Origin of the sequence: Shewanella sp. OMA3-2 (assembly GCF_021513195.1) — a bacterium.
Lineage (GTDB): Bacteria > Pseudomonadota > Gammaproteobacteria > Enterobacterales > Shewanellaceae > Shewanella.
Window position 1 is genome coordinate 1,289,946 of sequence record NZ_CP090974.1, and the last position, 25,335, is coordinate 1,315,280.

Annotated in this window: 18 protein-coding genes and 1 tRNA gene; 11 read left to right on the forward strand and 8 right to left on the reverse strand. The window is 41.0% G+C overall.

All coding sequences use genetic code 11. The features are described from left to right. The first annotated feature begins 139 nt into the window (after positions 1 to 139). The 5 genes from L0B17_RS05725 (at position 140) to L0B17_RS05745 (ending at position 6,535) form a co-directional block, all read left to right on the forward strand. Positions 140 to 1,318 (forward strand): phosphoglycerate kinase, encoded by a 1,179-nt coding sequence (locus tag L0B17_RS05725; protein ID WP_235088274.1) that lies wholly within the window; start codon positions 140 to 142, stop codon positions 1,316 to 1,318. A gap of 143 nt (positions 1,319 to 1,461) precedes the next feature. Continuing rightward, positions 1,462 to 2,526, forward strand: a complete 1,065-nt coding sequence (fba, locus tag L0B17_RS05730) for a class II fructose-bisphosphate aldolase (RefSeq protein WP_226410935.1) — start codon at positions 1,462 to 1,464, stop codon at positions 2,524 to 2,526. Positions 2,527 to 2,714: 188 nt separating this feature from the next. After that, positions 2,715 to 4,064, forward strand: coding sequence for an MATE family efflux transporter (locus tag L0B17_RS05735; RefSeq protein WP_235088276.1), 1,350 nt, complete (start codon positions 2,715 to 2,717; stop codon positions 4,062 to 4,064). 109 nt (positions 4,065 to 4,173) lie between these two features. Beyond that, positions 4,174 to 4,914, forward strand: coding sequence for a DUF481 domain-containing protein (locus L0B17_RS05740; protein ID WP_235088277.1), 741 nt, complete (start codon positions 4,174 to 4,176; stop codon positions 4,912 to 4,914). A gap of 220 nt (positions 4,915 to 5,134) precedes the next feature. Then, on the forward strand, positions 5,135 to 6,535 hold the full coding sequence (locus L0B17_RS05745; protein WP_235088279.1) for a hypothetical protein: 1,401 nt from the start codon (positions 5,135 to 5,137) through the stop codon (positions 6,533 to 6,535). Between the two features lie 17 nt (positions 6,536 to 6,552). Here the strand turns inward: L0B17_RS05745 and L0B17_RS05750 are convergent, their stop codons facing one another. The 6 genes from L0B17_RS05750 to L0B17_RS05775 all read right to left on the reverse strand — a co-directional run bounded on the left by L0B17_RS05750 (position 6,553) and on the right by L0B17_RS05775 (position 16,322). After that, entirely contained in the window at positions 6,553 to 8,790 is a 2,238-nt protein-coding gene (locus tag L0B17_RS05750) for a PAS domain-containing protein (RefSeq protein WP_235088280.1), read from the reverse strand. Between the two features lie 87 nt (positions 8,791 to 8,877). Then, complete coding sequence (locus tag L0B17_RS05755; protein ID WP_235088281.1) at positions 8,878 to 9,513, reverse strand: TatD family nuclease-associated radical SAM protein; 636 nt, start codon at positions 9,511 to 9,513, stop codon at positions 8,878 to 8,880. Between the two features lie 130 nt (positions 9,514 to 9,643). After that, positions 9,644 to 12,775 (reverse strand): efflux RND transporter permease subunit, encoded by a 3,132-nt coding sequence (locus L0B17_RS05760; RefSeq protein WP_235088283.1) that lies wholly within the window; start codon positions 12,773 to 12,775, stop codon positions 9,644 to 9,646. Beyond that, positions 12,775 to 13,977: an efflux RND transporter periplasmic adaptor subunit gene (locus L0B17_RS05765; protein WP_235088284.1), complete on the reverse strand. Its 1,203-nt coding sequence runs from the start codon at positions 13,975 to 13,977 to the stop codon at positions 12,775 to 12,777. Before L0B17_RS05765 ends, L0B17_RS05760 begins: the two co-directional genes overlap by 1 nt. 331 nt (positions 13,978 to 14,308) lie before the next feature. Beyond that, on the reverse strand, positions 14,309 to 15,532 hold the full coding sequence (srmB, locus tag L0B17_RS05770) for an ATP-dependent RNA helicase SrmB (protein WP_235088286.1): 1,224 nt from the start codon (positions 15,530 to 15,532) through the stop codon (positions 14,309 to 14,311). A gap of 55 nt (positions 15,533 to 15,587) precedes the next feature. Next, complete coding sequence (locus tag L0B17_RS05775; protein ID WP_235088288.1) at positions 15,588 to 16,322, reverse strand: tRNA1(Val) (adenine(37)-N6)-methyltransferase; 735 nt, start codon at positions 16,320 to 16,322, stop codon at positions 15,588 to 15,590. Positions 16,323 to 16,878: 556 nt separating this feature from the next. Here L0B17_RS05775 and brnQ point away from each other — a divergent pair. From brnQ to recJ, 4 genes are all read left to right on the forward strand, one after another. Beyond that, the gene (gene brnQ, locus L0B17_RS05780) at positions 16,879 to 18,210 is read left to right on the forward strand and encodes a branched-chain amino acid transport system II carrier protein (RefSeq protein WP_235088290.1); all 1,332 of its coding nucleotides are present in this window, start codon (positions 16,879 to 16,881) and stop codon (positions 18,208 to 18,210) included. Positions 18,211 to 18,346: 136 nt separating this feature from the next. Further along, positions 18,347 to 19,246 (forward strand): site-specific tyrosine recombinase XerD, encoded by a 900-nt coding sequence (xerD, locus tag L0B17_RS05785; RefSeq protein ID WP_235089606.1) that lies wholly within the window; start codon positions 18,347 to 18,349, stop codon positions 19,244 to 19,246. A 126-nt stretch (positions 19,247 to 19,372) separates the two neighbouring features. Further along, positions 19,373 to 20,095: a bifunctional protein-disulfide isomerase/oxidoreductase DsbC gene (gene dsbC / locus L0B17_RS05790; protein WP_235088291.1), complete on the forward strand. Its 723-nt coding sequence runs from the start codon at positions 19,373 to 19,375 to the stop codon at positions 20,093 to 20,095. A gap of 75 nt (positions 20,096 to 20,170) precedes the next feature. Then, the gene (recJ, locus tag L0B17_RS05795) at positions 20,171 to 21,895 is read left to right on the forward strand and encodes a single-stranded-DNA-specific exonuclease RecJ (RefSeq protein ID WP_235088293.1); all 1,725 of its coding nucleotides are present in this window, start codon (positions 20,171 to 20,173) and stop codon (positions 21,893 to 21,895) included. A 133-nt stretch (positions 21,896 to 22,028) separates the two neighbouring features. On the opposite strand, the gene L0B17_RS05800 is transcribed toward recJ, so the two are convergent. Both L0B17_RS05800 and L0B17_RS05805 read right to left on the reverse strand, forming a co-directional pair. Further along, a tRNA-Phe gene (locus L0B17_RS05800) sits at positions 22,029 to 22,103 on the reverse strand. A gap of 527 nt (positions 22,104 to 22,630) precedes the next feature. After that, complete coding sequence (locus tag L0B17_RS05805; protein ID WP_235088295.1) at positions 22,631 to 23,392, reverse strand: outer membrane protein assembly factor BamD; 762 nt, start codon at positions 23,390 to 23,392, stop codon at positions 22,631 to 22,633. A gap of 124 nt (positions 23,393 to 23,516) precedes the next feature. Here L0B17_RS05805 and rluD point away from each other — a divergent pair, with 124 nt between their 5' ends. Both rluD and pgeF read left to right on the forward strand, forming a co-directional pair. Beyond that, positions 23,517 to 24,491, forward strand: coding sequence for a 23S rRNA pseudouridine(1911/1915/1917) synthase RluD (rluD, locus tag L0B17_RS05810; protein WP_235088297.1), 975 nt, complete (start codon positions 23,517 to 23,519; stop codon positions 24,489 to 24,491). Between the two features lie 14 nt (positions 24,492 to 24,505). Next, positions 24,506 to 25,273: a peptidoglycan editing factor PgeF gene (gene pgeF, locus L0B17_RS05815; RefSeq protein ID WP_235088299.1), complete on the forward strand. Its 768-nt coding sequence runs from the start codon at positions 24,506 to 24,508 to the stop codon at positions 25,271 to 25,273. The last annotated feature ends 62 nt before the right edge of the window (positions 25,274 to 25,335 follow it).

Here is a 25,335-nt window from a genome sequence, read left to right on the forward strand (position 1 = left end):
TAACCTTGATGATTTATGCTAAAAATAACTAAATAACTAAATCAACAAGGTTTGAATGATTTTTTAACCGTGGGTGATATATCGGCGGTGAACAACAGATTTGTTTTTTAATTTTTACATTTATAAGGAAAGGCTAATTATGGCTATTATCAATATGGTGGATTTAGATCTACAAAATAAGCGCGTGCTTATTCGTGAAGATTTAAACGTACCTGTTAAAGACGGTGTTGTAACCAGTGATGCACGCCTACGTGCAGCATTACCGACAATCAAGCTAGCACTTGAAAAAGGCGCCGCTGTGATGGTGATGTCTCACCTTGGTCGTCCGACTGAAGGCGAGTTTAACCCTGAGTTTTCCTTGCAACCTGTTGTCGATTATTTAGTTAACGCATTGAATTGCCCTGTTAGTTTAGCCAATGACTATCTTAACGGTGTTGATGCAAAAGCGGGCGAAGTGGTGGTGTTTGAAAACGTGCGTTTCAATGTTGGCGAAGGCAAAAACGATCAAGCATTAGCGAAGAAAATGGCGGCATTATGTGATGTGTATGTGATGGATGCCTTTGGCACCGCACATCGCGCCCAAGCATCAACACATGGTGTTGGTTTGTTTGCTCCTATCGCTTGTGCAGGCCCATTGTTGGCCCAAGAATTAGATGCTTTAGCTAAGGCAATGGATAACCCAGCGCGTCCGTTAGTGGCCATTGTGGGAGGCTCTAAAGTCTCTACTAAGTTAACCGTGCTAGAAAGCTTATCCGGTATTGTTGATCAACTGGTAGTGGGTGGCGGTATTGCCAATACCTTTATTGCAGCTGCCGGTTACAATGTCGGTAAATCATTGTATGAAGCCGATTTACTTGATGAAGCTAAACGTTTAGTGGCAAATGCAAAAAGTCGTGGCGCAGACATACCTGTTCCTACAGATGTTGTTGTTGCCAGCCAGTTTAGCCCAACGGCTGAAGCGACCCTAAAGTCTGTGAGCGATGTGAGTGATACCGATATGATTTTTGATATCGGCCCAGACAGTGCAGAAGCATTGGCAAAAATTATTGAACAAGCTGGAACCATTGTCTGGAATGGTCCTGTTGGTGTATTTGAGTTTGACCAATTTGGTCAAGGCACTGAGCGCATTGCTCAAGCCATCGCAAATTCAAAAGCTTTCTCAATTGCTGGCGGCGGTGACACCTTAGCGGCAGTGGATAAGTACAATATTGCAGATAAAGTTTCTTACATTTCGACCGGCGGCGGTGCTTTTTTAGAATTCTTAGAAGGCAAAAAGCTTCCTGCAGTAGAAATGCTTGAACAACGCGGCGCAAAATAAGCGTTAAGCGATAAAAATAATAATTATAAAAAAAACCGTTCCTTAAGTTAGCAGACCTTACAATTGTTAGCTTAAGGAATATAAAAATCCATCCAAAAAATAGCGACCTAGGTGAGTAATCACCCTATAATTGGAGAACAAAAATGGCTCTTATCTCTCTACGACAAATGCTAGATCATGCTGCTGAACATGGTTATGGCGTACCTGCTTTTAACGTAAACAACCTTGAGCAAATGCGTGCAATTATGCAAGCGGCTGAAGCAACAGACAGCCCTGTTATTGTGCAAGCCTCTGCGGGTGCACGTAAATATGCACGTCCACAGTTTTTAAAGTATCTAATGGCTGCAGCGCTTGAACAATATCCAGATATTCCAGTGTGTATTCACCAAGATCACGGTACAGATCCTGATATTTGTCAGCGTTCAATACAGTTAGGCATGTCATCAGTGATGATGGACGGTTCATTAATGGCCGATGGCAAAACACCCGCTTCATATGAATATAACGTCGATGTGACTCGCCGCACTGTTGCTTTCGCGCACGCATGTGGTGTGTCTGTGGAAGGCGAAATTGGTTGTTTAGGCAGTTTAGAAACCGGCGAAGCTGGCGAAGAAGATGGTATTGGCGCTGCAGGTATTCTGACAATGGACCAAATGCTAACTACTCCAGAAGAAGCGGCCCGTTTTGTTGCTGATACTCACGTTGATGCACTGGCTATTGCTATTGGTACTAGTCATGGTGCTTACAAGTTTAGCCGTAAGCCTACTGGTGATGTGTTACGAATAGATCGTATTAAAGAAATCCATGCTCGTATTCCTAATACTCACCTAGTGATGCATGGTTCATCTTCAGTACCGCAAGAGTGGTTAAAAATTATCAATCAGTATGGCGGACAAATCCCTGAAACCTACGGTGTGCCACTAGAAGAGATTGTTGAAGGTATCAAGCACGGCGTGCGAAAAGTGAATATCGATACTGATTTACGTTTAGCGTCAACGGGTGCTGTACGTAAGTTTTTAGCTGAAAATCCAGCAGAATTTGATCCTCGTAAATTCTTGAAGGCTTCAATGGAAGCTATGGCTGACATTTGTACTACACGCTATGAAGCATTTGGATGTGCTGGTATGGCATCTAAAATTAAGCCTAAGTCTTTACAGGCTATGTATAAAGCTTATCAGTCTGGTGAGTTAGACCCAAAAATAGTCTAATTAATCGCCGCGTTAAAGCCCGCCAGACTTAGGTTTCGGCGGGTTTTTTTGTTTAATAGAACTTATTGTTATCTTGGTGAGCTGGATATTATCGCCAAACTGAAACTGTAATCTGCTAACAGTACACTTAAATACCGATCTATTTTCTTGATTCATCCTTAATCACAAATATTAGCGAAACCGCAATTATGCCAACAACGACAGACAAACCCTTATCTCTATTTAGCTTAACCTGGCCATTATTTATTGATTTTGCGCTGCATTTTTTAACAGCAGCACTAAACACATTTATGATAAGCCATGTGTCTTATCAAGGCGTAGCCGCTTTGTCTGTGGGTAATATGGTATTTGAATTAGCCATTACCTTATTTAGTTTTGTCAGTATTGGTGCCAGCGTGGTGATAACCCAATATCTTGGTGCTAAAAACAAAACGGCTGCTCGTGATGTTGTTTACTCGGCAATCGGTTTTAATTTAGGTGTGGGAGTGGTTGCCGCGCTGGGCGTTATCGCAGGTGCCAGCTCTATTCTTTACTTAATGAATTTACCCGAGCATTTACTTGCAGACGGTAAGTTATATTTACAAATTGTTGGCTTATGTTTAATTCCTGAAGCTATGGCAATGTGTATTGCAGGAGCAATGCGTGCTCATGGTCATACCTTGCAAGCAATGTGGGTAACATTAGCGATGAATATTATTACATTTATCGGTAATTTGCTTTTACTCTATGGCTGGTTTGGCTTGCCAGAAATGGGTGTGGCAGGCGTGGCAATTAGCACTGTGACAGGGCGCATTATTGGCGTGTGTATTATGTTGGTTCTTTTTGTGCGTTATACCGGAATTCGCCTACATATCCCCTCGATTATGCAACCGAAATGGACAATGCTTAAAAAAGTGTTTCACATTGGTTTACCCGCAGCGGGAGAGAGTCTGTCATGGATGTTGCAATTTTTAGTGGTGACCTCATTTGTCGGCTTGATGGGCGATAAAGCATTAGCCGCACAGTCGTTATATTTTCAAATCTGTATGTTTATTTTGTTATTTGGTTTATCCATAGGTATTGGTAATGAAATCATTATAGGTCACTTAGTGGGGGCTAAAGCGATTAAAGCTGTCGAAAAACAAATGTATCGTGCATTGAAGTTAGGTTTAATTGTAACCACTTCAGTGGCTGCGTTCGCCACTATTTGGGGCCAAGATCTGGTGGCCTTGTTTACCGATGAAATAGATGTGCTGCAACTGGTGGCCCCGTTATTTATTCTTACCTTGTTTATGGAGCCAGGACGCACATTTAATTTAGTGGTGATTAATGCATTACGTGCCAGTGGTGATGCCAAATTTCCGTTTTTTGTGGGTGTTTTTTCTATGTGGTGTATTGCGGTTCCAGGGGCATATTGGCTTGGTATCCATTTAGAATATGGTTTGGTTGGTATATGGGTGGCTTTGGCAGTGGATGAATGGGTGCGAGGGTTAGCCATGTTATGGCGTTGGCGCAGCGGACGTTGGCAATCAAAAAGTCTAGTACTAGACCATGATTAGCCACAGTTAAAGAGACTATACCATTCAGTCTGTTTTTCAATTGTGGTGTCAAAGTGTTAATATGCGTCCGATTTTGAGCGGATTAACGTAAAGAAAAGGATCTAATGATATGAGAAAATTGCTTTTAGCTGCTGCAATAACATTAGCAATACCATTAACAGCTCAAGCTGGTGCTGATTTTGTTGAAGGCGATGACACATTTGGTGGGGAAGCTGAATTAGGTGCAACCTTAACTACAGGTAACACTGATACATCCTCTTTTAAGGCTCGTTTAGATTTGAAGCATGAGCTAGGTGATTGGGAAAACCAATACCTGTTTGAGGGACTTTATAAAGAAGATACCGGCGATGTCACTGCAAAACGTTACTTTGTTGGTATTCAAGGTGATTATCAAATTAACGATCGCAGCTATATTTTTGCTAATAGCAACTATGAGGTCGATCCTTTTACCGGTTATGATTTTACCTCAACAACCTCTTCAGGTTATGGTCATCGTATTATTGATACCGCAGACACATCTTTAAAAGCTGAACTTGGTCCTGGTTATATTTATCAACGTTTGGATGAAGAGACTGCTTTAGTTGAAGGCTATGACTCAACAGACAGTGTTGTGGCTCACGCCGTGTTAAATTATCAAACTAAGATCAGTGACTCATCAAAGTTTCAACAACGTTTTGTTGCCGACTGGGGTGAAAAGTTAGATGCACGCTCTGAAACATCATTAACTGCCAATATTGTCGGCGCATTGGCAATGAAATTTGCCGTTATTGTGCGTTATAATAGCGAGCCGCTAGAAGGTAAAGAAAGCACTGATACAGAAACTAATATGACCTTGTTATATGCGTTTTAATTTTTCTGTTTGAGTGTTTTTACATCAATATAGCTGGCAATAGTCAGCTATATTTTTATATCCTAGTTTTAATATTGTATTTAACATAGTAGCCGCTTAAATTTCAGCGTGTTGCATTTTAACATTGATTGTAACTGATTAAATTAAATTAAGATTATAAGAGATTTTTACTAATCTATAGTAAGATTATTGATATCGAATATTCGAATTGAGTGGATCAGTGGCAAAGGTAAAAGTTAAACAAGAAGAAGCGCTTTCGGTTAAATTTAGCCATCAAATGGGCACGGGCGCTCAACGAACTTTTGACTTGTACTTTTTCTTGCCTAATGAAATGTCGATCGGCAGTAATACCTTAAATGAGGAAGAATACTATTACAGTGGTATTGTTGGCCGGCGTTCATATTACTCCAAAGGACTGCATTTACCCTTAGTTCAATCGCGTTTTGCCAGTTTGAATAAACGTACTTTGGAAGAGTTTCGTTTATATCTAAATTTATTTGCTTATCAATTTGCTGTCGCGATTGAAACCGATGCTAAAGAGCTACGCCAAAAGTCTGAGGCAAATGATTTCTACCCCGTCTTAAATGATTTGTGCGAACTTGTCGCGCAGTTATTAAAAAAATTCCGCCGCAATGAACCCAGTGAAGAAAAGTGGAAGTCATATTTTGAGCATGCCGACAATTATTTGTCTTGGTTTTGTGAACAGCAATTGCTTAAAACCCTAGCATCTCGACCACGTAGTGCTGAGTATAGTGACATTACCGAGAAAGTTATTTTACTGTGTCGCAATGAAAATCAATATCGTGAAGTAGAAAAGCGTTATAACTCGACTCAAACCAAGCAAGATGCCAACCGTATCTCTAATAAAATGTTACTGCTCCGTCGGCTTATCCAGCAAGGAGTCGTTTTAAAAGAAGAGTTGAAGCCATTAGGCATAGGTTTGAAGAAGTTTGTCACAGGATTAGCTACAGGGTTAGTCATGCTTATTGTGTCGGCACTTATTTTTAAGGCTCAAGGCTTCTTTGATGGGCTGACTATGACCTTATTACTGACCTTGGCGGTGATCTATGGTTTTCGTGAGATATTTAAAGAAGATATTCGCAATGCCATGTGGCGTCTTATTCAGCGCGGGCGACCGCGTTGGAGTCGAATATTACGCGATACCACTACGCAAGCGATTGTCGCTAAGCAGTTAGTGTGGCTGGATTTCATTCGCCCGCAAGACATTCCGAAACATGTCGCAGAGATTATGAAACAACGCCATAGCCAAAATAAGGTAGACACCACAGCATTGCATTATCGTATAGCGACTAAAGTCACCAATAAACCTTTTGAAGCAGGATATTCGCAAATTCAAGAGCAAGTGAATTTCAGTTTAATTCCCTTTGCCAGATATCTTGAACGTGGCAAAGCAAAAATCTACCATGAGTCAGAAGGGAAGGTGAGTCATGAATCTGTAGAGCGCCGCTATCAGCTTAATTTAGTTGCAGTGCTTAAAGATGGTAAAGAAGCCCCCGAGTACGCTCGCTTTAAAGTGACCATGAACCGTTCAAGTATTATTGAAATAACCGAAAGCAAATTACCAGGCAATGTTAACCCATTTAGTATTGAGCAAGATTAATGAGCTTAATCTAGAGGTTATCTGCTTTCATTATCAAACGTTCGGGTAAAAGCCTGGCAAATATTTTGGTCACCTGATTGCTTAGCACGCTTTAATGCCACATCAGCATTGATGAGGTATTGTTCAAGGCTTTGCGATGCTAAATAGCCTGCTATACCAATATTGATACCTTCATCTAAATTTTTCATCGCGAGCTTTTTCAGCATTTCAATGGCAAACAAATGGGTTTGGGTTGCATCAGTGTGAGGTAGAAGTAGTATTAACTTACCCAGTTGCCAATGTGCCAATTGATAGTTTGTTGGCAGGTCTATCAATATTTGAACTTCAATATCTTGTTGGCGTTTTTCAAGCTGGCTTATATCACCCATATTACTAAAAATACCTTCTGGGTTAATATCCATCACAAGCAAACTTGAACTCGCTTTAATATTTTCGCTGGTGTTGTTGAAGTTGTTTTCTAAATCAACTAGGCGCATCACCATACTGCTTTTTGAGGCTATCATACTTTGGTTGATTAATGGGCCAGCGGCATTGGTTTCTACCGTAAAGATAAGGTATTCAATGTCCCCTTCAAGAGACATATGGCCTATAACGGTAATTTTTAAGCTTTTAGTAAAACGGCTTTGTTCAAATGGCGTAACATGACCTTGCCACTCACCAAGTAGGGTCACCTGAGTGAGGATGTTACTCCAAATGTCACTAATGTCGGTGCCCAATAGTGTCTTAATATCTACCTGGTGATCACCGTGCAACTGCATCAAATTATCAAAGCTATGATTGCAGTTAATCACCTTACCTTGAGCGTTAGTTAACGTGGTTGCTATCGCATTTTCACTGAGTAATTGATTAAGGAAAGCTTGTTGACGACTAGCAACTAATTCGCTGATGTCGTTAAATATGACAATCCAGTAATGTTCTTTTTGTGATAATGCTTTACGGTGAATGTGAATGTTAACCTGATGGTCATCATCTTCTAAACTGACGCAGCCTGACCAATACTGGTCAGTGAGTAAAATCGTTTTTAGGGTTTCAAATTGGTCATCAGAAAGATTGATCACTCGCTGTAAACTGCGATCTGTTAAGGTATTTAATTGATAGTTTAATGAGTTGGCGGCACTGTTGTTAATGCCCAGTATTCGACCATTATCATTGACAATAGCGTAACTCAACTCGGTATTAAATAAGGCGTTAGACAAGTGGATGCTATTATTTCGGGCTTTATTTTCCATTAAGTAGCGCTGACGGAAAACAATTAACCCTATACCCAGTAACCCGATCACAATACTGGCAATGATCAGTACAATTTTCCAGGGTTCAAAACGTGCAGCGATATCCTGGTGACGAATGTAGGATAAAAAGAAATACTCTTTTTTTGATTCACTTTGGCCGGTAAGCTCTACCTTCAAATAAACAAATGTTGAGTCTTTACTGTGAAACTGACCAAAATTATTCATCGCCATAGCTTGCCACAGCTCAGGGTTAGTTTGTTTTAAACTGGCCCCTAAGGTATCTGGCATATTATTTAATGGGCTAGGCTGATTCGCCCCAGCATATAAAAAACTCTGGCTGTCTAGTAATAATAATGGTGAGTTCGGATTAAAAAAAGCCGGTTTAATAGTATCTAATAACCGGGTAACAGAGTTAAATGTCACTAGGTAACCATTAATAGACTGATCAAGGTTTTCTAACCATGCCAGTTGATATATGTAGGGTTCAAGTTTGCCGTCAATCGGCGTGAATGCCATATCGGAAGAGTAAATTTCTGCTCCTCCCATGGTACTTTTACCTTTCAATAGTTTTGGTGGTAGGGTTAAGTTTTCTAAATTATTTGCAGTGGCAAATTTAAGTTTTCCTTGCGGATCATACAATGCCAAACCGAGTAATTCAGGGATGTTTTGGGTCAACGAGTTCCAGCTTTGGAAAAGTTTTTGTTTTTGTTCATCATTTGGACTAGAAATGTATTGACGCAGTAACTCACCATTAGCAAATGTTTGGGTCCGAAATTGTAGAAAAACCATTTTATCAGTCGCAAGTGAAGCTACTGTTTGCAATTCGCTGTAACGCTGTCCAGCCCAGTCTTCTTGCAGTCTGCGCTCACCCATATCAATAATGGTATTACTGATAATAATCAGCCCAATCAACAATAAAATAACCTGACTGAAAAGTGATAAAATCTGGGTGCGAGACCAATGAATATCTTGGACTGAAGCAATGAGAGATGTGATACCTGAGATTGTTGTTTTTCTTTTAAACATCGTGCCAACTTTGTCTGTATAAGTAGCCAAACTACACTAAAGTGAAGTGGACGCTAATATTAGCATGAATTACTTAATTAAATCATGCTAACCCACAATATCAAGTTGGCGTTCGATAAAGTAGCAATTAGCATCAAAGGCTATGGTTCGGCACTGATTAATATCAACCCCAGCTAAGCCGTTTATGGCGCTGACGGATACTGATTGAATATATTGCGGGGCTAGGGTAATAAATTCACGCACAGCAGTATAAGCATGGGTTAATTTGGGTTGGCAATGTTCAATATAGGCTTGCTCTGTGTCGGCGTTGAGGGATATCGACATCGCATCAATACACCTGGCTAATTCAGGTAAAATATTACGTCGATGAAATAGATTGCCTAATCCATCGGTATTGAGCCTGACTTGAGCGCCACGATTTTTCAATTCTTTAGCTACCGTCAGCAGGGTGTTTAAATTCAGTGTCGGTTCGCCGTAACCGCAAAAAACATATTCCTCAAACTTATCTACCTGTCCCAATAGTGGCAGTATCTCGTCAGCGCTAATGGGGTGATTTAAGGTTAAATCATATTGGGCAACTTGCTTGCTACCATTATGTTTAGGGCAAAACTTACAACGTAAGGTACAACGGCTGGTTAAATTGATATAGCGACTGTGACGAATATCATAGACTAAGGTGTTGTGAGTTGTCGTAGTATGATCGGTTAGCTGAATTTGCGACATAGCATGCTGAAGTTGTGAATGTTGGTTTATATTAACCGTTCCATTAATAAATGAATGATCGACAGGTCTCAGATTAGACAAACAAAAACAGCGCTAAATAAGCGCTGTTTTTGTTTGTAAATGATAGCGATTAATAATAATCCGTCTCTGTGTTTTTAGGTTGCCACCACCATAAATAGAAGCGCTTCAGCACACGTTTAATGTCATCTAAAATAATATACAGAACCGGCACTAAAATTAACGTCACCACGGTGGAAAACAAAATACCAAAAGCCAATGACGTTGCCATAGGGATAACAATTTTAGCTTGTAAGCTCTTTTCCATAATAATGGGTACCAGGCCAACAAAGGTGGTTAACGAGGTAAGAATAATCGCTCTGAATCGATAACAACCTGAGTCAATAGCTGATTGCAGCATCGACTTGCCTTCTTCGCGTGATTTATTAACAAAGTCGACTAAGATTAACGAGTCATTGACCACCACACCTGCTAGCGCGACTATGCCGCATAGGCTCAACACGCTCATTGATAATCCCAGCATGTAATGACCGACTAACGCACCAATCATACCAAAAGGGATGACTGACATAATGATCAAAGGCTGGGTGTATGATTTAAGCGGAATAGCCATTAATGCATATATTGTAAACATGGCGAAGAAAAAGCCCTGTATTAAGCCTAACATGGCATTTTGTTCATCTAAACTGCTGCCATCTAATGATGCTGATACATGAGGATATTTAGCTGATAAATAGGGAATAAACTCAGACTGAACCTCATCAACAACTTTGCTTGGCTCTACTTTGTTGGTATTGGCATTAGCGCTAATCGTAATGGCTCGGCGGCCATCTACACGGGTGATAGACGCATAAGAGTCACCTAACTCGATGGAGGCTACACTTGAAAACGGCACCGTTTGGCCGTTACTGGTGCGGATCATCATGTTTTCAAGATGCCCCACGGTGCGACGCTGCTCAAGTGGGTAGCGGATCATCACCTTAACTTCTTCTTTATTGCGCAAAATACGTTGTGCTTCGTAACCATAGAAGCCGTAACGAACTTGGCGCGCTAAGTCAGACAGTGTTAATCCTTGTGCCTGCGCTTCAGGCAAAATATTTAGGCGAATTTCCTGACTGCCCGAGGAGAAGTTGTCTGAAATATCATATACACCTTCGTAGGTCGCCAGCTTATCTTTAATTTCTTTAGAGGCTAAGGCCAGTTGATCTAAATCTGTTGAGGTTAATCTAAAGGATAAATCGCCACCGGTCTCATTAGTGCTGGCATTAATATTGAGTTTTTTAACCGACAGTAATTCAGGCAATTGTTTACGCCACTCTTCAGCAATAGACACGCCGTCAACGTCTCTATCTTCACCTTTAGTTAACTCAGTAAAAATAAACGCTGAAGTGCGTGAGCTTAATGATACAAAACTGTGTTTCACTACACCTGTGCCATATTCCTGCTCCATAACTTGGTTCATTTTATATAAAGCATCTTCTACTTGCTGAACTGTCGCTAAGGTATTCAGCTCAGAGCTACCTTCTTCCATTTCTAGCTGTACTTGAATAAAGTCAGAGGGAATATCAGGGAAAAAAACCCAACGGACTTTACCACTGGCAACCAAAGCGATAGAGAGGATTAACACCCCAATAAAGACGGCAACAACATTGTAGCGGTGTTTAATGCAGGCTTCTAAAAAGTGGCGATATTTATGATGAATAAAATATTGTAGTTTGTCATTTAAACTTACTTTGAAGCGTGAAAATACATTAGTGGGTTTAGTTTTCTTTTTGACTTTCATGTGCGCTAAATGGGCAGGCAAGATAAATTTTGATTCAATGAGTGAGAAGGCTAAACACAAAATCACAATCATGCCGATAGACTTCCAAATAATCCCCATCGGACCGGAGACCAGAATCATAGGAGTAAAGGCTGCAATTGTAGTGAGCACCCCGAAGGTTGCAGGCATAGCGACCTTGTGGACGCCCTTTATCACATTATCTAAAGAATGACCGTTTTCTTCAACTTCACTGTAGGCACTTTCACCTATAACGATGGCATCATCGACGACTATCCCTAGTACCAAGATGAAGGCAAATAAGGTCAACATGTTAATCGACATGCCTACCACTGGCATTAGCAACATGGCGCCTAAGAAACACACAGGTAACCCCATCATTACCCAAAAAGCTAATTTCAGGTCAAGAAACAAGGCGAGAATAATAAATACCAATAGGGCACCGTAAAACATGTTAGATAACATCATGTTCAAGCGGCCTTGAAGGTAGTGAGTTAAGTCCCCCCAAGTATCTACTTTTATATTAGCGGGTAGGGTGCTTTGACGATCAGCTATATAGGCTTTTACTTGTGTGGATATTGCTAATGCGTCTTGATCATCAATACTGGTGACTTCAATAATTGCTGCAGGCTTGCCATTAAAGCGGGTGTATTCTAATCTTTCTTCAAAGTCATCTTTAATATTAGCAACTTGAGGCAGCATAATACGGCTGCCATCGGTGCGGGTTAACACTACAATTTTAGCAAAGTCTTCGCCAGTATAAGCTTGGCCTTTGGTACGCAATAATATATCACCATCTTGAGCGCGAATAGCGCCACCGGGTAAGTCGATAGAGGCATTTTGGACAGCTTGCGCTACCTGGCTAAAACTTAAGCCATATTCGCGCAGCTTATCTTCCGACACTTCAATGCCTATTTCGTAATCTCTTACACCACTTAATTTAGCGCGTGTTACGCCGGGTAAGTCGGTGAGATCTTCACGAATTGATTTAGCCATCTCTTTCATGTCATGGGCCGACATGTCACCATAAACCGACACCCAAATTACATTGTTTTCAGGCTTTATTTGAAAAATATTAGGTTTTTCAATGTTATCAGGAAAGGTGGATATTGCATCAATACGCAATTTAGCTTCATCAAGTACTTGTTGGACATCAAAACCATCATCCACTTCAATGGTGACTGACCCTACGCTATCACTGGCTACTGAGGTGGTTTTCTTAATTCCAGAAATATCCTGAATCGCTTCCTCAATTTTAATGTTAATCCCCTCTTCAATTTCTTGTGGGGCTGCACCAGGATAGGCCACAGTGATATTAATCAGATTAAGTGAAAAGCTTGGGAAAATTTCTTTATTAATGATTACGGCGCTGAATAATCCACCAATAATCAGGACTAACATAAGTAAGTTTGCTGCAACGTTATTGCGTGCAAACCAAGAGATGATTCCTGAGTGGCTTTGCATTACAGCTCTCCTGCAGGATTTAGCTTATCATCAGAGACATCATCGGCAGGAGTTAACTTGTCGTCCTCGCCTAATATTTTCACTTTTTGACCATTAGACAGGTTGGCAACATTGGTCATTGAGATTCGTTCACCATCGGTAAAGCTGTCTTTAATATACACGCTGTCAATGTCGGTTCTTACTAGGTTGACATTGCGCATCTCAATGACATTATCATCACTGACAATGGCCACTTGGTCATTGCGCACTACGTGTCTAGGAAGCTGCACAATACCGCTTACGGTGCGACCTTTAATGACTGCGCTGACAAAACTGCCGTATTTTAAAGGTAACTGTTTATTGTTTTTTGACTTAATAAGATAAGGATCAAGTACTTCAGCAACCAGATAAACCATACGATTTTGCTCGTCGATGACATTCTCGCTGCGGATGATATTGCCATTCCAAGTGACGTTTTGCCCCGCTAAAGATGCGCTTAAGGTGACTTCTGTGTCTGGATTGTCAATTGACTCTAGATAAGCCAAATCATTATTGGTCAATGGCAAACGAATTTCTGCGGTACTGGTATCGTATAATTCGCCTAAATTAGTGCCCAAAGTCACGTATTGGCCCAAGTCGACATGGCGAGCTTTAATTATGCCGTCAAACGGGGCGCGAATAACGGTGCGTTCAAGATTACGTTGCGCACGAGCCAGTGCTGCTTTGGATGACTTTACATTAGCCTGTTCTTTTTTAAGCTGTGGAATACGTAAGCCTAATTCTGGGGCTACGCCATTATCGAAATCTTTAAATTCTATTTTAGCCACTTGGCCGCGAGCCATTTCTTCGTTTAGCATTGCGGTTGCCTGCGCTACATTGGCTTCCGCTTGCATTAAGTCTGCTTCATAATCAGAAGGTTCAATTAACGCCAATTGCTCGCCTTTCTTAACCATGCCACCGGCAACAAACTCGGCCGATATACTTTGTAGTCGGCCTTGTACTTCTGTTACTAGCTGGGTTTTATACTTGGGATTAACGACACCATAGGAAGGTAAGTTTAATGAAACGGTTTGTTGCTTTACTGTCATCACATCAATAATAGTGAGAATTTCTGCCTCTTCTTTTTGTTCAGGAGCTTCTTGGGTTTGCATCAATAATTCTGCAAATCCAATCGCGACGATCAGGATAAAAAGGGGGCTCAGTCTTCTTAAAATAATTTTCATTCTTTTTGCGTATCCATGCTGAAATGATGCTGATGAATTTATTTTGTACAAAATGCGGTATTTTTAGGCAATATATATACATTTTGTTATTCTTATCAGTAATCTGTCTAAATTAGCAGATTTTATGATTCGGCTAAACTGGTTTATGTAAAATAGCTGTATCAGGATGTTGCGGTTGTTAACAATTTGAAGGGGAAAAATGAACAGCAATGTGTTGCTGGGAATGTATGTTAGATATTATGTAAGCAATAAAAAAACGAACCCGTTTAGGTTCGTTTTTATCTTTAATTGGAATATTTCAGTTAGCGCAGTATTTACTACTGCCAATTAACTATTTTTTCTTTTTTGATTTTTTAGAGAATTTTTTAGCGTCCTTGGCATTAGCTTTTTTCTTACCGGGCACTTTAGCTTCTTTATGCTTTGGACGAAGCTCTTCAATAACACGGCGTTTTAAAGGTTGCTCAATATAGCGCTCAATTTTGCCTACAATTCGCACATCATGGGCTTCCATTAATGAAATAGCAGTCCCTTTAGCGCCAGCGCGTCCTGTACGGCCAATACGGTGTACATAGGTGTCAGCTGAACGTGGCATGTCAAAGTTAATCACATGGGTAATATCATCTACGTCAATACCACGGGCAGCAACATCGGTAGCCAACAGTACATTGACTTCACCTTTGGTAAAACGTCCTAGGGCTTGGAAACGTTTCTTTTGTTCCATATCGCCACGCATAAACGCACAAGGTATATTGGCCTTTAATAATAATCCTTCAAGACTAGCCACGGCTTCACGGGTTTTAACGAATACGATTGTGCGTTTAACTTGCTCTTGTCTTAAGATGTTACACAGTAAGGCAAACTTATGATCTTTATCGTCAGCTAAATGCGCCCACTGATGAATTTTAGCTTTTTCGCTGCGAGGAGCTTCGACGTCTATGGTGACAGGATCTTTTAATAGATCACGTGCGAAACGCTCTACACCACTGCCTTCTAAAGTAGCAGAAAACAACATGTTTTGTTTACGGCCTTGGGCTTCAATCGCAATGGCTTGTACCACTGAAGAGAATCCCATGTCCAGCATGCGGTCGGCTTCATCAATTACTAAAATATCGACTTCAGTAGCGTCGAATTTTCTTTTATCTAGGTATTCCATTAATCGGCCCGGTGTGGCGATTAATATATCGATATTACCTGCAAGGGCTTCTTCTTGAGGCGCATAAGGAACACCACCAGTAATAATGGCAATATCTAAATCTAAGTCAGTAGCGAGATGACATGCATAACGATGAATTTGGCTGGCAAGCTCGCGGGTAGGTGTTAACACCATGATGCGGGCTTGACCTTCGAAACGACGTGGAAAATCGATTAGGTGTTGTAAAGCTGGCAATAAGAAACTTGCTGTTTTACCTGTCCCTGTTGGCGCACGTGCAAGAATATCCCGTTGCTCCATCGCCATAGGAATAGCTTGTTGTTGTACTGTCGTGGGGCTTTTGTGGCCCATGGCTTTCAGTGAATCTAATAACCTTGGGTCTAAATCGAAATCTTCAAATAACATGCACGTGGGTCTCGCTTAAAAGTAGCCGTCTATTATAGCTGACGAATCACACAGGCTAAAGTTTTAAGTAGAAATCCTTGCATAAAACTGTCATTGCAGCCGAATAGTGACCTTGTTTATCACGTATATCGATCGTGTCTGTAACATATTGCTGATTTGAGGCAAGGTGCTTAATCGCTAGCAGTAGCCGAGTAGGTGGCTTTTTAGTGACACTGCAAACTTCAATACGTTGAGTTATGTCTAAGTCTGAGCCAGACAATGCTTGTTTGAACATGACCTCACTTTGAACCGGAATAATGCAGCTGGCCACGCCATCTTTGGCTAATAAAGTACATATGGATTGAGCTAAGTCCGAAAAACTCAGCTGATTGGTGTGTCTTGCTGTCGCTCTCGCCACATGTTGGGTTTGCGGGCCATTGGTGAAATAGGGGGGATTACAAATAATATGATCAAAGTATTGGCGGCAGCTTGTTGCTATTTTTTGCTGTGCTAAGCAAAAGTCTTGAATGCTTGATGATACCAATGCAATTTTTTCAGCCCATGGGCTTTGAGCGATATTATTGAGGCAATCTTGAGCCGCTAAGGTATCTAACTCTATTGCAGTGATATGAGTTTTTGTCGATGTTCGTTGTGCAGCCATTAAGCTCAATAAGCCACTTCCTGCGCCAATATCGATAACACGTTCAGCATTAACTAAATTAGCCCAGGCACCGAGTAACACTCCATCGGTACTCACACTCATGCCGCAATGGCTGTCATCAATATGGAATTGTTTAAATGTGAATGGCATCAAAGTTACTGTGTGAACGAATTAAAGGTCGATTATAACAAATCACCGTAGCGTTTTATTGATTGGCGAACGCTTATTTAATAACACCCAGTATTTATTTTACACAGTATTGTTACCCCAGCGAATCTGCGCAGCGGTAACAATATAAATATCAGCTTCATCATTGACTAATTTACCGGTTTGTTAATTTATGTTATCGCTTATTGAAGGCTGTGCTAGTTATGTTTAGTGCTTTTGGTAATTGTTTCAGGCTTAAAAACTAAATAACTGAATATATTTAGTCTCTATTGCGTATTATTAGCATCTTTGCTATTAGTTCAGGCTGCTATTTCACAGTAAAACCGTTTGGAATGGCTGGATTCAGTCAAACACTAACAAAGGATTATATAAACAGATTAACAATGATTATTTTTCGCACTAATTTTAACGTATTTAGCTAGGTTGATGTGTAAATATAGTTTTACGATCTGTGGTGTGTTCATTATTAGCAGTAGCTAAAATGAATTTGATCACTTAAGTTGGTTAAAGAACAAATACAACAAAAAGAGATGTTAACGTGCAAACAACTAAATTATCGATCGTCGATACCTTTGGCCTAGGATTTATGGCTTTCGCATTCTTTTTAGGTGCAGGTAATCTTATATTTCCACCTTTTGCGGGGTTTTTAGCGGGTGAGAATATGTCACTGGCTATGGTGGGCTTTTTATTAACCGCGGTGGGAATGCCACTGATTGGGTTAATTGCGGTTGCTAAAGCCAATGGTAAAATTATGGCCTATTTGCCACCATTGGCTGCTACAGCACTGGCCATTGCCATTTATATTATTATTGGACCGGCTTTTGCGGCGCCTCGAACCAGTTTGGTCGCCTTTGAAATCGGTGTGCGTCCGTTTATTATTAACCCAGATGCGGTGATGATGATCGCTGGCCAAGCAATTAATATCGCTCAGCTTATATTCACCTTAGTCTTTTTCTCTATTGTGATGTTTATGTCGCTTTATCCTGGCAAGCTTTTGGACAACGTCGGCAAAGTGCTAACCCCTATTTTACTGACTTTGTTGGTTGCTTTAGCTATGAGCGTGATGTTTATCCCTGGCTCAGCGGTAGGTTCTCCTTCAGCCGAATATCTGGCAAGTCCATTATCAAAGGGGATTCTTGAAGGTTACAACACTATGGATACCTTGGCATCACTGATGTTTGGTATGCTGATTATCGATTTACTGCGTAAAAAAGGCGTTAACAATGTTGCGGATCAAACCAAGTATCTAATCCGCGCCGCAATTATTGCCGCATCTGGATTAGCATTTGTGTATATATCGCTATTCTTTCTAGGTGCTTCTGCTGGCGATTTAGCCAATGGCGCATCAAACGGTGGAGTCATTTTAACTAACTATGTTGACCATAATTTTGGCATGTTAGGTATTATTATGCTATCGACCGTAGTTGGCTTAGCATGTTTGACTACCGCGATTGGCTTGGTCACTGCGTGTTCTGAGTTTTTTAATGAGCTTCTGCCGTCAGTTTCATATAAAGGTTTTGTGATTATTTTCAGTGTGGTGTGTGCCACGGTTGCTAACGTTGGTTTATCGCAATTAATCTCAATTAGTATTCCGGTATTGATGACGATTTATCCGGTGGCTATTGCATTGGTATTAGTGACCTTTATTACGCCACAGTTTGCTCGCCCTGAATTATCACAACGCTTAATTCTAAGCGTTGCGCTAGCTTTTGGCGTGTTAGACGGATTAAAAACCGGTGGCTTTGATATGTCGACGTTTAATTTTTTACCCTTGCACGCAGAAGGCATGGCTTGGTTATTACCAACCGTTATTGTTTCAGTGGTATGTTTATTTTTACCTAAAAGAGACCAAACAGCCTCAGCAGCATAAATACTTATAAGCTAAGTGACTGTAAGCTAGATAACTTAGAAGCTCAGCGCTAAGCAAGGATTGCTAATACTTAACCGTTGGATATGTTAACCTACAAGCAGCATATTCAGCGTGTTAAATAGAGTCTTACGTGAAATTGAATCAATACTCTCCGCACTCCCTAATCGAACAATTTATTGACGAAATATGGTCAACCAAAGGCTTAAGCGATAATACCTTAGCATCGTATCGAACTGATGTGGCGCATTTTGAACGTTTTGTTTTAAGTCAAAAGTCTTCTCTTATTGATGCGGATGCATTGTTATTAAAAGCGTATCTTGGATATCGATTTGAGCAACAATATGCCAAAACCAGTACCGCAAGATTGATGAGTAGCTTACGACGCTTTTATGGTTATTTAATTGTGAGAAAACTGATTGATGTTGATCCTACCGCGTTAATTGAGTCGCCTAAATTGCCACGTAAATTGCCTGATGCCTTATCTGAAGCGCAAGTTGATGCCTTACTATCTGAGCCCGATACCGATGATCCAATTGAATGCCGTGATAAAGCTATGTTGGAACTACTGTATGCGACAGGGCTAAGGGTAACTGAGTTAGTCAGTTTAACCATGGAACAAATAAGTTTACGCCAGGGCGTGGTGAGGGTGATGGGTAAGGGCGGTAAAGAACGTTTAGTACCACTAGGTGAATTAGCGATAAGTGAAGTCGAATTATATTTGAAAGCCGCTAGGCCAACACTGCTACATATGAAGCAGTCTGATGTGTTATTTCCGTCAAGGCGTGCCCAGATGATGACCAGGCAAACTTTTTGGCATCGCATTAAGTTATATAGTGCACGAGCGGGGATTACGGTACATTTATCGCCTCATACATTACGCCATGCTTTTGCGACTCATTTACTGAATCACGGCGCTGATTTACGTGTTGTGCAATTACTCTTAGGTCACAGTGATTTATCCACGACACAAATATACACTCACGTAGCTAAAGCGCGTTTACAGCTGCTTCATCAACAGCATCATCCGCGAGGTTAATCAGCTAAGTAGCCTTTCGTTACATTAAAAAGCTTTTAGCATAGTTGCGTTAAGTGAACTAAATCTGTAAGTTTTGCAATCAAAGTCGGGTCTAGTCATTTAATCCCGTGTAAATTAGGAATAATTATGAAGTTATCTAAAGCCTTAATTCTTGTCGCCAGTTTAGTTGTTCCTGTAATGAGCTATGCAGCAGCCACTACTGATACCCAAAACAGTGAGTTAAAACAGAAAATATCAGACATGCTAGGTGTTGAGGTGATGAGTTTTCAAGCATCGCCGGTTAAGGGGGTTTTTCAAGCTTTGACAGATCGTGGAGTACTTTATATTACCGAAGATGGATCTAAACTGATCCATGGCAATATGTATGATTTAAATGACCGTATGAATAACTTAACTGAGGCTGCTTTAGCCGGTCCCCGTATCGACATGCTTAAACCGCTAGAAAAAGACATGCTGGTATATAAGGCCAAAAATGAAAAACATGTGGTAACTGTGTTCACCGATGTTGATTGTGGTTATTGTCGTAAGTTGCATAATCAAATGAGCGAATATAATGATTTAGGTATTACGATCCGTTACTTAGCTTATCCTCGCGCTGGGATCCCTTCTGCTAACGCCGATGAAATGCAAGCGGTATGGTGTGCAAAAGATCCATTACAAGCAATGACTGACGCTAAAGAAGGTAAGAATATTCAAGCGTCATCGTGTGATATTGATATTAGCAAACAGTTTGATCTTGGACGATCATTTGGTGTTAACGGTACGCCTGCGATGATTCTTGCTGACGGCAGTATGGTGCCAGGTTATCAGCCTCCGAAAGACTTATTGAAAGTTTTAGAATCTCGATAGTAAACTGATTAAGGTGAGCAATAGCTCACCTTTTTATTGGTGGTTTTTCTTCATATAACAGCATTAGGGTTTGTTTTGCCTCATAAAATCACTCGTCGTCTTCCAGTAGATGATTCACATCTCCCCGCGACTTTACCATCCCTATTAAAACAGTTGTATGCTCGACGTGGTGTGGGTCAAGATGACTGCGAGCTGGCGTTAGCAAAGTTACTGCGTCCTAATACCATGAAAGGTTTAGATATTGCCGCTAGATTAGTCGCGGATGCAATGCAAGCACAGCGGCAAATATTAATCGTGGGAGATTTTGATGCCGACGGTGCAACTTCTACTTGCGTTTGTTTACTCGCCTTAAGAATGATGGGCGCAACTCATGTTGATTATTTAATTCCTAATCGTTTTGACTACGGTTATGGCCTGAGCCCTGAAATTGTCGCTGTTGCACACGATAAAAAGGCACAACTACTGATTACGGTTGATAACGGAATTTCATCGATAGAAGGGGTTAAAGCTGCCAAAGATTTTGGCATGCAAGTTGTCGTCACGGACCACCATCTTGCTGGCAAAATCTTGCCTGAAGCAGATGCCATTGTTAACCCTAATCAACCTGATTGCCAATTCGCCAGTAAATCCATTGCAGGAGTTGGGGTTGCATTTTATTTGATGACAGCAATTCGTGCAGAGCTTCGCAGCCGTAATTGGTATGTCTTGCAGGGCATTATAGAACCTAATTTAGCTGAGCTACTTGATATCGTCGCACTGGGCACGGTTGCTGACGTGGTATCACTCGACCCCAATAACCGTATTTTAGTTCAAGCAGGCTTACAACGAGTGCGCGCTGGACGTTGTCGCCCAGGTATCACTGCGTTATTAGAAGTCGCTAAGCGTGACCCAAGTAGAATTGTTGCTGCCGATTTTGGTTTTGCGGTTGGCCCAAGGCTAAATGCTGCAGGGCGATTAGATGAAATGGCGTTAGGTGTCGAAACCTTATTGTGTGATGACATTATGCGCGCCAGACAAATGGCTGCTGAATTAGATGGATTGAATCAAGATAGACGCGATATTGAAGCTGGTATGCAACAAGAAGCTTTAAAAAGCTTACAAGCTATAGCGCTAGATGAAGCTACAATGCCCTGGGGACTAGCCTTGTTTCAATCTGATTGGCACCAAGGTGTGATTGGTATTTTAGCTTCACGTATTAAAGACAGATATCATAGACCTGTGATTGCTTTTGCACAGGCGGGTAACGGTGAAATTAAAGGATCTGCTCGTTCCATAAAAGGCTTGCACATGCGGGATTTACTCGAGCGTATTAATTCATTACATCCTGGTATTATTATCAAATTTGGCGGTCATGCAATGGCAGCAGGCTTGTCTTTAAGGGCTGATGCGCTAGAGACATTTAAACAAGCTTTTGATGACGTAGTTAGACAGACGCTAGATTATGAGCAACTTACTGGTGAGTTAATGTCAGATGGTGAGCTTATTCCTGCTGATATGACCTTAGAGACCGCCTTTATGCTGCGTAATGCTGGTCCCTGGGGACAATCATTTGAGGAGCCGTTATTTGATGGTTTCTTCAATGTTGTACAGCAACGTATTGTGGGTGAAAAACATCTTAAGTTATTACTTGAAACAGAGTGCGGTCAATTAATGCTAGATGGCATTGCGTTTAATGTTGATATGCAAATCTGGCCCGACGCGAGTATTAAACAGGCCCGGGTGGTTTATAAGTTAGATGTGAATGAGTTTAGAGGTAATCAAACCGTTCAACTTATGGTTGAGTATATAGAACCTATGTGATTCCTGGGCGCAGGCTAAGACTAAACCTGTTGCCAGCATTGATAGAATGACTTAAAACAAAAAAGGCCTCGCAATGCGAGGCCTTTTTGTTTATTCGTTTTAATTTGCCGCTATTTAGCCACCAATTTAAATATGGTGCCCGAACCGGAATCGAACCAGGGACACGAGGATTTTCAATCCTCTGCTCTACCGACTGAGCTATTCGGGCAACGGGCGCTATTAAACGGCTTTTAGTGATGTGAGTCAACCGATTTTTTGAAAATTAATTCATATTCTCTTACATGTGGTGGATAAAACAACGTTTCGGCTAAGAAAGCGACATTTAAGGCGTAGTCGCTAACGAATACAATGATCGAGGCGATAGATGACAGTTGAGTTAGTTATTATAATCTTTCACCTGTCATGATGATTTGTTAATCCCTAAATCATGATATTGCCATAGGTTCTATTAGGGGTTGTTGCTCTTTGCTGGTTGAACTCTTCGGTCAGCGTTTATTGGCTTCAAAAACAACCTTGAAAGATCACTGGTCCTAATCAAAGTGGGTTAGCTGTTTATTATACTATTAAGGTATTATGCGGTATAAGTGGATTTGATAATGAACAGTGTGGATGATTTATTGCGATAGGTTGATTCAATGACTCTGTAACAGATACAAAAAAGGCCTAATTAAAGGCCTTTTTATAGCAAGTACCATCTACCCTTTAACGAGTAGACATACAATTAACTGACATGTGTTAGTTACTGACAAGTTTATTGTTTGGAAAGTTTGCCCGCATAACGCTTAACGTGTTTTGTTTTAGCTTATCTTGGCTAAGTTCATCATAGGCCTGAGCCATAATTTCAAGAGCAGATTCAGCTTCTGGTGTGCCAGGGAATTTTTCTAACACGGTTTGAGCACGAACTGCAGCAGCACTCCAAGCATTCATCTTTATGTAGTATCTTGCAACGTTGATAGAATATCGCGCTAAACGGTTTTTCAAGTATTGCATACGTTTTTGAGCGTCGGCAGCATACTTGCTTTCAGGGTAACTTTTTATCAAACGGTCGAAGTCTTTAAAGGCATCTTCAGCGTTTTGAGGATCACGATCCGTACGGTCAATATTCATCATATCGTGAAATAAATAACTATCTGCCTGCATATTTGTTAAACCACGCATATAATACACGTAATCAATATTAGGATGAGTCGGATTCAGGCGTAAAAAACGGTCGATATTGGCAACACCTGAAGCAACATCATCCATTTTGTAATAAGCAAAGATCAGATCTAATTGAACTTGAGTTTTATGTGGGCCAAAAGGATAACGCGAGTCTAAAGCTTCTAGCGTTCGAACTGCTTTGGAATAGTTTCCTAATTCCATTGAGGTTCTAGCTTGAGAATAAAGTACGTCAGGAGAGGCTTTATTGGCAAACTCGTCATCTTCGGGACTGCTACTACAAGCGGTAATAGCGACTGAAAGTAATACTAGGGCGGCGCCTTTGGCTAATTTATACATACTTTAATTTAATTCTTTTATAAGTTGTGGTTAAGAATTTTTCCATTTCACGGTAAAATAGAAAACATCCGATTGTAACAGATACTACATTCACTTTGGACCCCAGAAAAGGGTTACGGTTCCTATGACACAAGAGATTAATCTAAAAAGCGAGATAACAGCAACTCAAACAGGACAAAGAATTGACCAAGCATTGGCGATTCTTTTCCCTGATTACTCGCGCACACGCATCAAAGAATGGATTTTATCCGGTGCAGTTACCGTAGACGGTATCATAGTCGACAAGCCGCGGGAAAAGATTTTTGAATCACAACAGATCGAAATCAACGCTAAGCTTGAAGAAGAAGTACGCGCTCAAGCGCAGAACATCGCGTTAAACATTGTTTATGAAGATGATCACATCATCGTTGTCAATAAACCAGCAGGTCTTGTTGTGCATCCTGGTGCCGGCAATGCCGATGGTACTTTGATGAATGCATTGTTGCATCATTGCCCTGATATCGAGCATGTACCACGAGCTGGTATTATTCATCGCCTCGACAAAGATACTACAGGCTTGATGGTTGTGGCTAAAACAGTAGAAGCGCAAACGCATTTAGTTGCCGCCTTACAAGCTCGTGAAATTGTACGCGAATACGAAGCCATTGTTATTGGCACTATGACAGCCGGTGGTACTGTAGATGAGCCTATCGATCGTCATCCTACCAAACGCGTGCAAATGGCGGTAGTCAATGGCGGCCGCCCATCAGTAACGCATTATCGTGTCGCGGAAAAATTCCGTGCCCATACACGATTACGTTTACGTCTGGAATCTGGCCGTACTCACCAAATTCGTGTGCATATGGACTATATTGGCCATGTGTTGGTTGGCGATCCAGTTTATGGTGGCCGTCCCCGTCCACCTAAAGCGGCTAGCCCAGAGTTTTTTGATATATTGAAAAACTTTAAACGCCAAGCGTTGCACGCTATTCGTTTAGAGTTAGCCCATCCAATAACCTGTGAAATCATGAGTTGGAAAGCGCCAATACCTGAAGACATGTTGCTTTTGACTCAAGCAATGCGCGTTGATACTGAGTTAAACCCGATAGTGTATTTATAATTGTGTCTCTATAAATGCTAAGACCTCATTGGCCTTTACCCGACAATGTCGCTATTGCGTTTACTGACCGTTATGGGGGGAGCAGTTGTGCCCCCTATGACAGTTTAAACCTAGGGTTACATGTAGGCGATAATCCTCAAACGGTATTGGCTAATCGGCATCAACTTTCGACTTTACTGACATTACCTTGCGAACCTTTGTGGTTAGAGCAAGTGCACGGTGTTGATATTGTGTCCATATCTGAGTTGGCTAATAGGGCAAGTGTTCCGTTAGCCGATGGCAGTTATAGTAACCAGTATGGCCAAGTTTGTGCTGTGATGACGGCAGATTGTTTAGCCGTATTGTTGTGTGATAAACAAGGTTGTGAGGTTGCCGCTGTGCATGCTGGGTGGCGCGGTTTATGTGCGGGGGTTATTGAACAGGCGGTAAAGCGTTTTTCAATGCCGGCATCTGAATTGATAGCGTGTTTAGGACCCTGTATTGGGCCTAATCAATTTGAAGTGGGTGCTGAAGTGCGCAGCGCGTTCATGGCGAGTGCAGCTGCTGATACCTCTAATGCTGGACTCGACAATGCCATTGCAGACTGTTTCATCCCTAAAGTGAATGCCACTGGCAAATATTTAGCTGACATGGTTGGTTTAGCTAAATTGCGTTTAAAGCAGCTCGGTGTTGATGTTGTTTATAGTGTCGATGAATGCACTGTTTCAAATAATGACTATTTTTCTTATCGTCGAGATAAACAAACTGGTCGTATGGCATCATTAATTTGGCTTAAATCTTAATCCCATCGCTTTTATCATCTTGTATAAAAATAATTCACTTTTTATATCGCATCATATCTTTT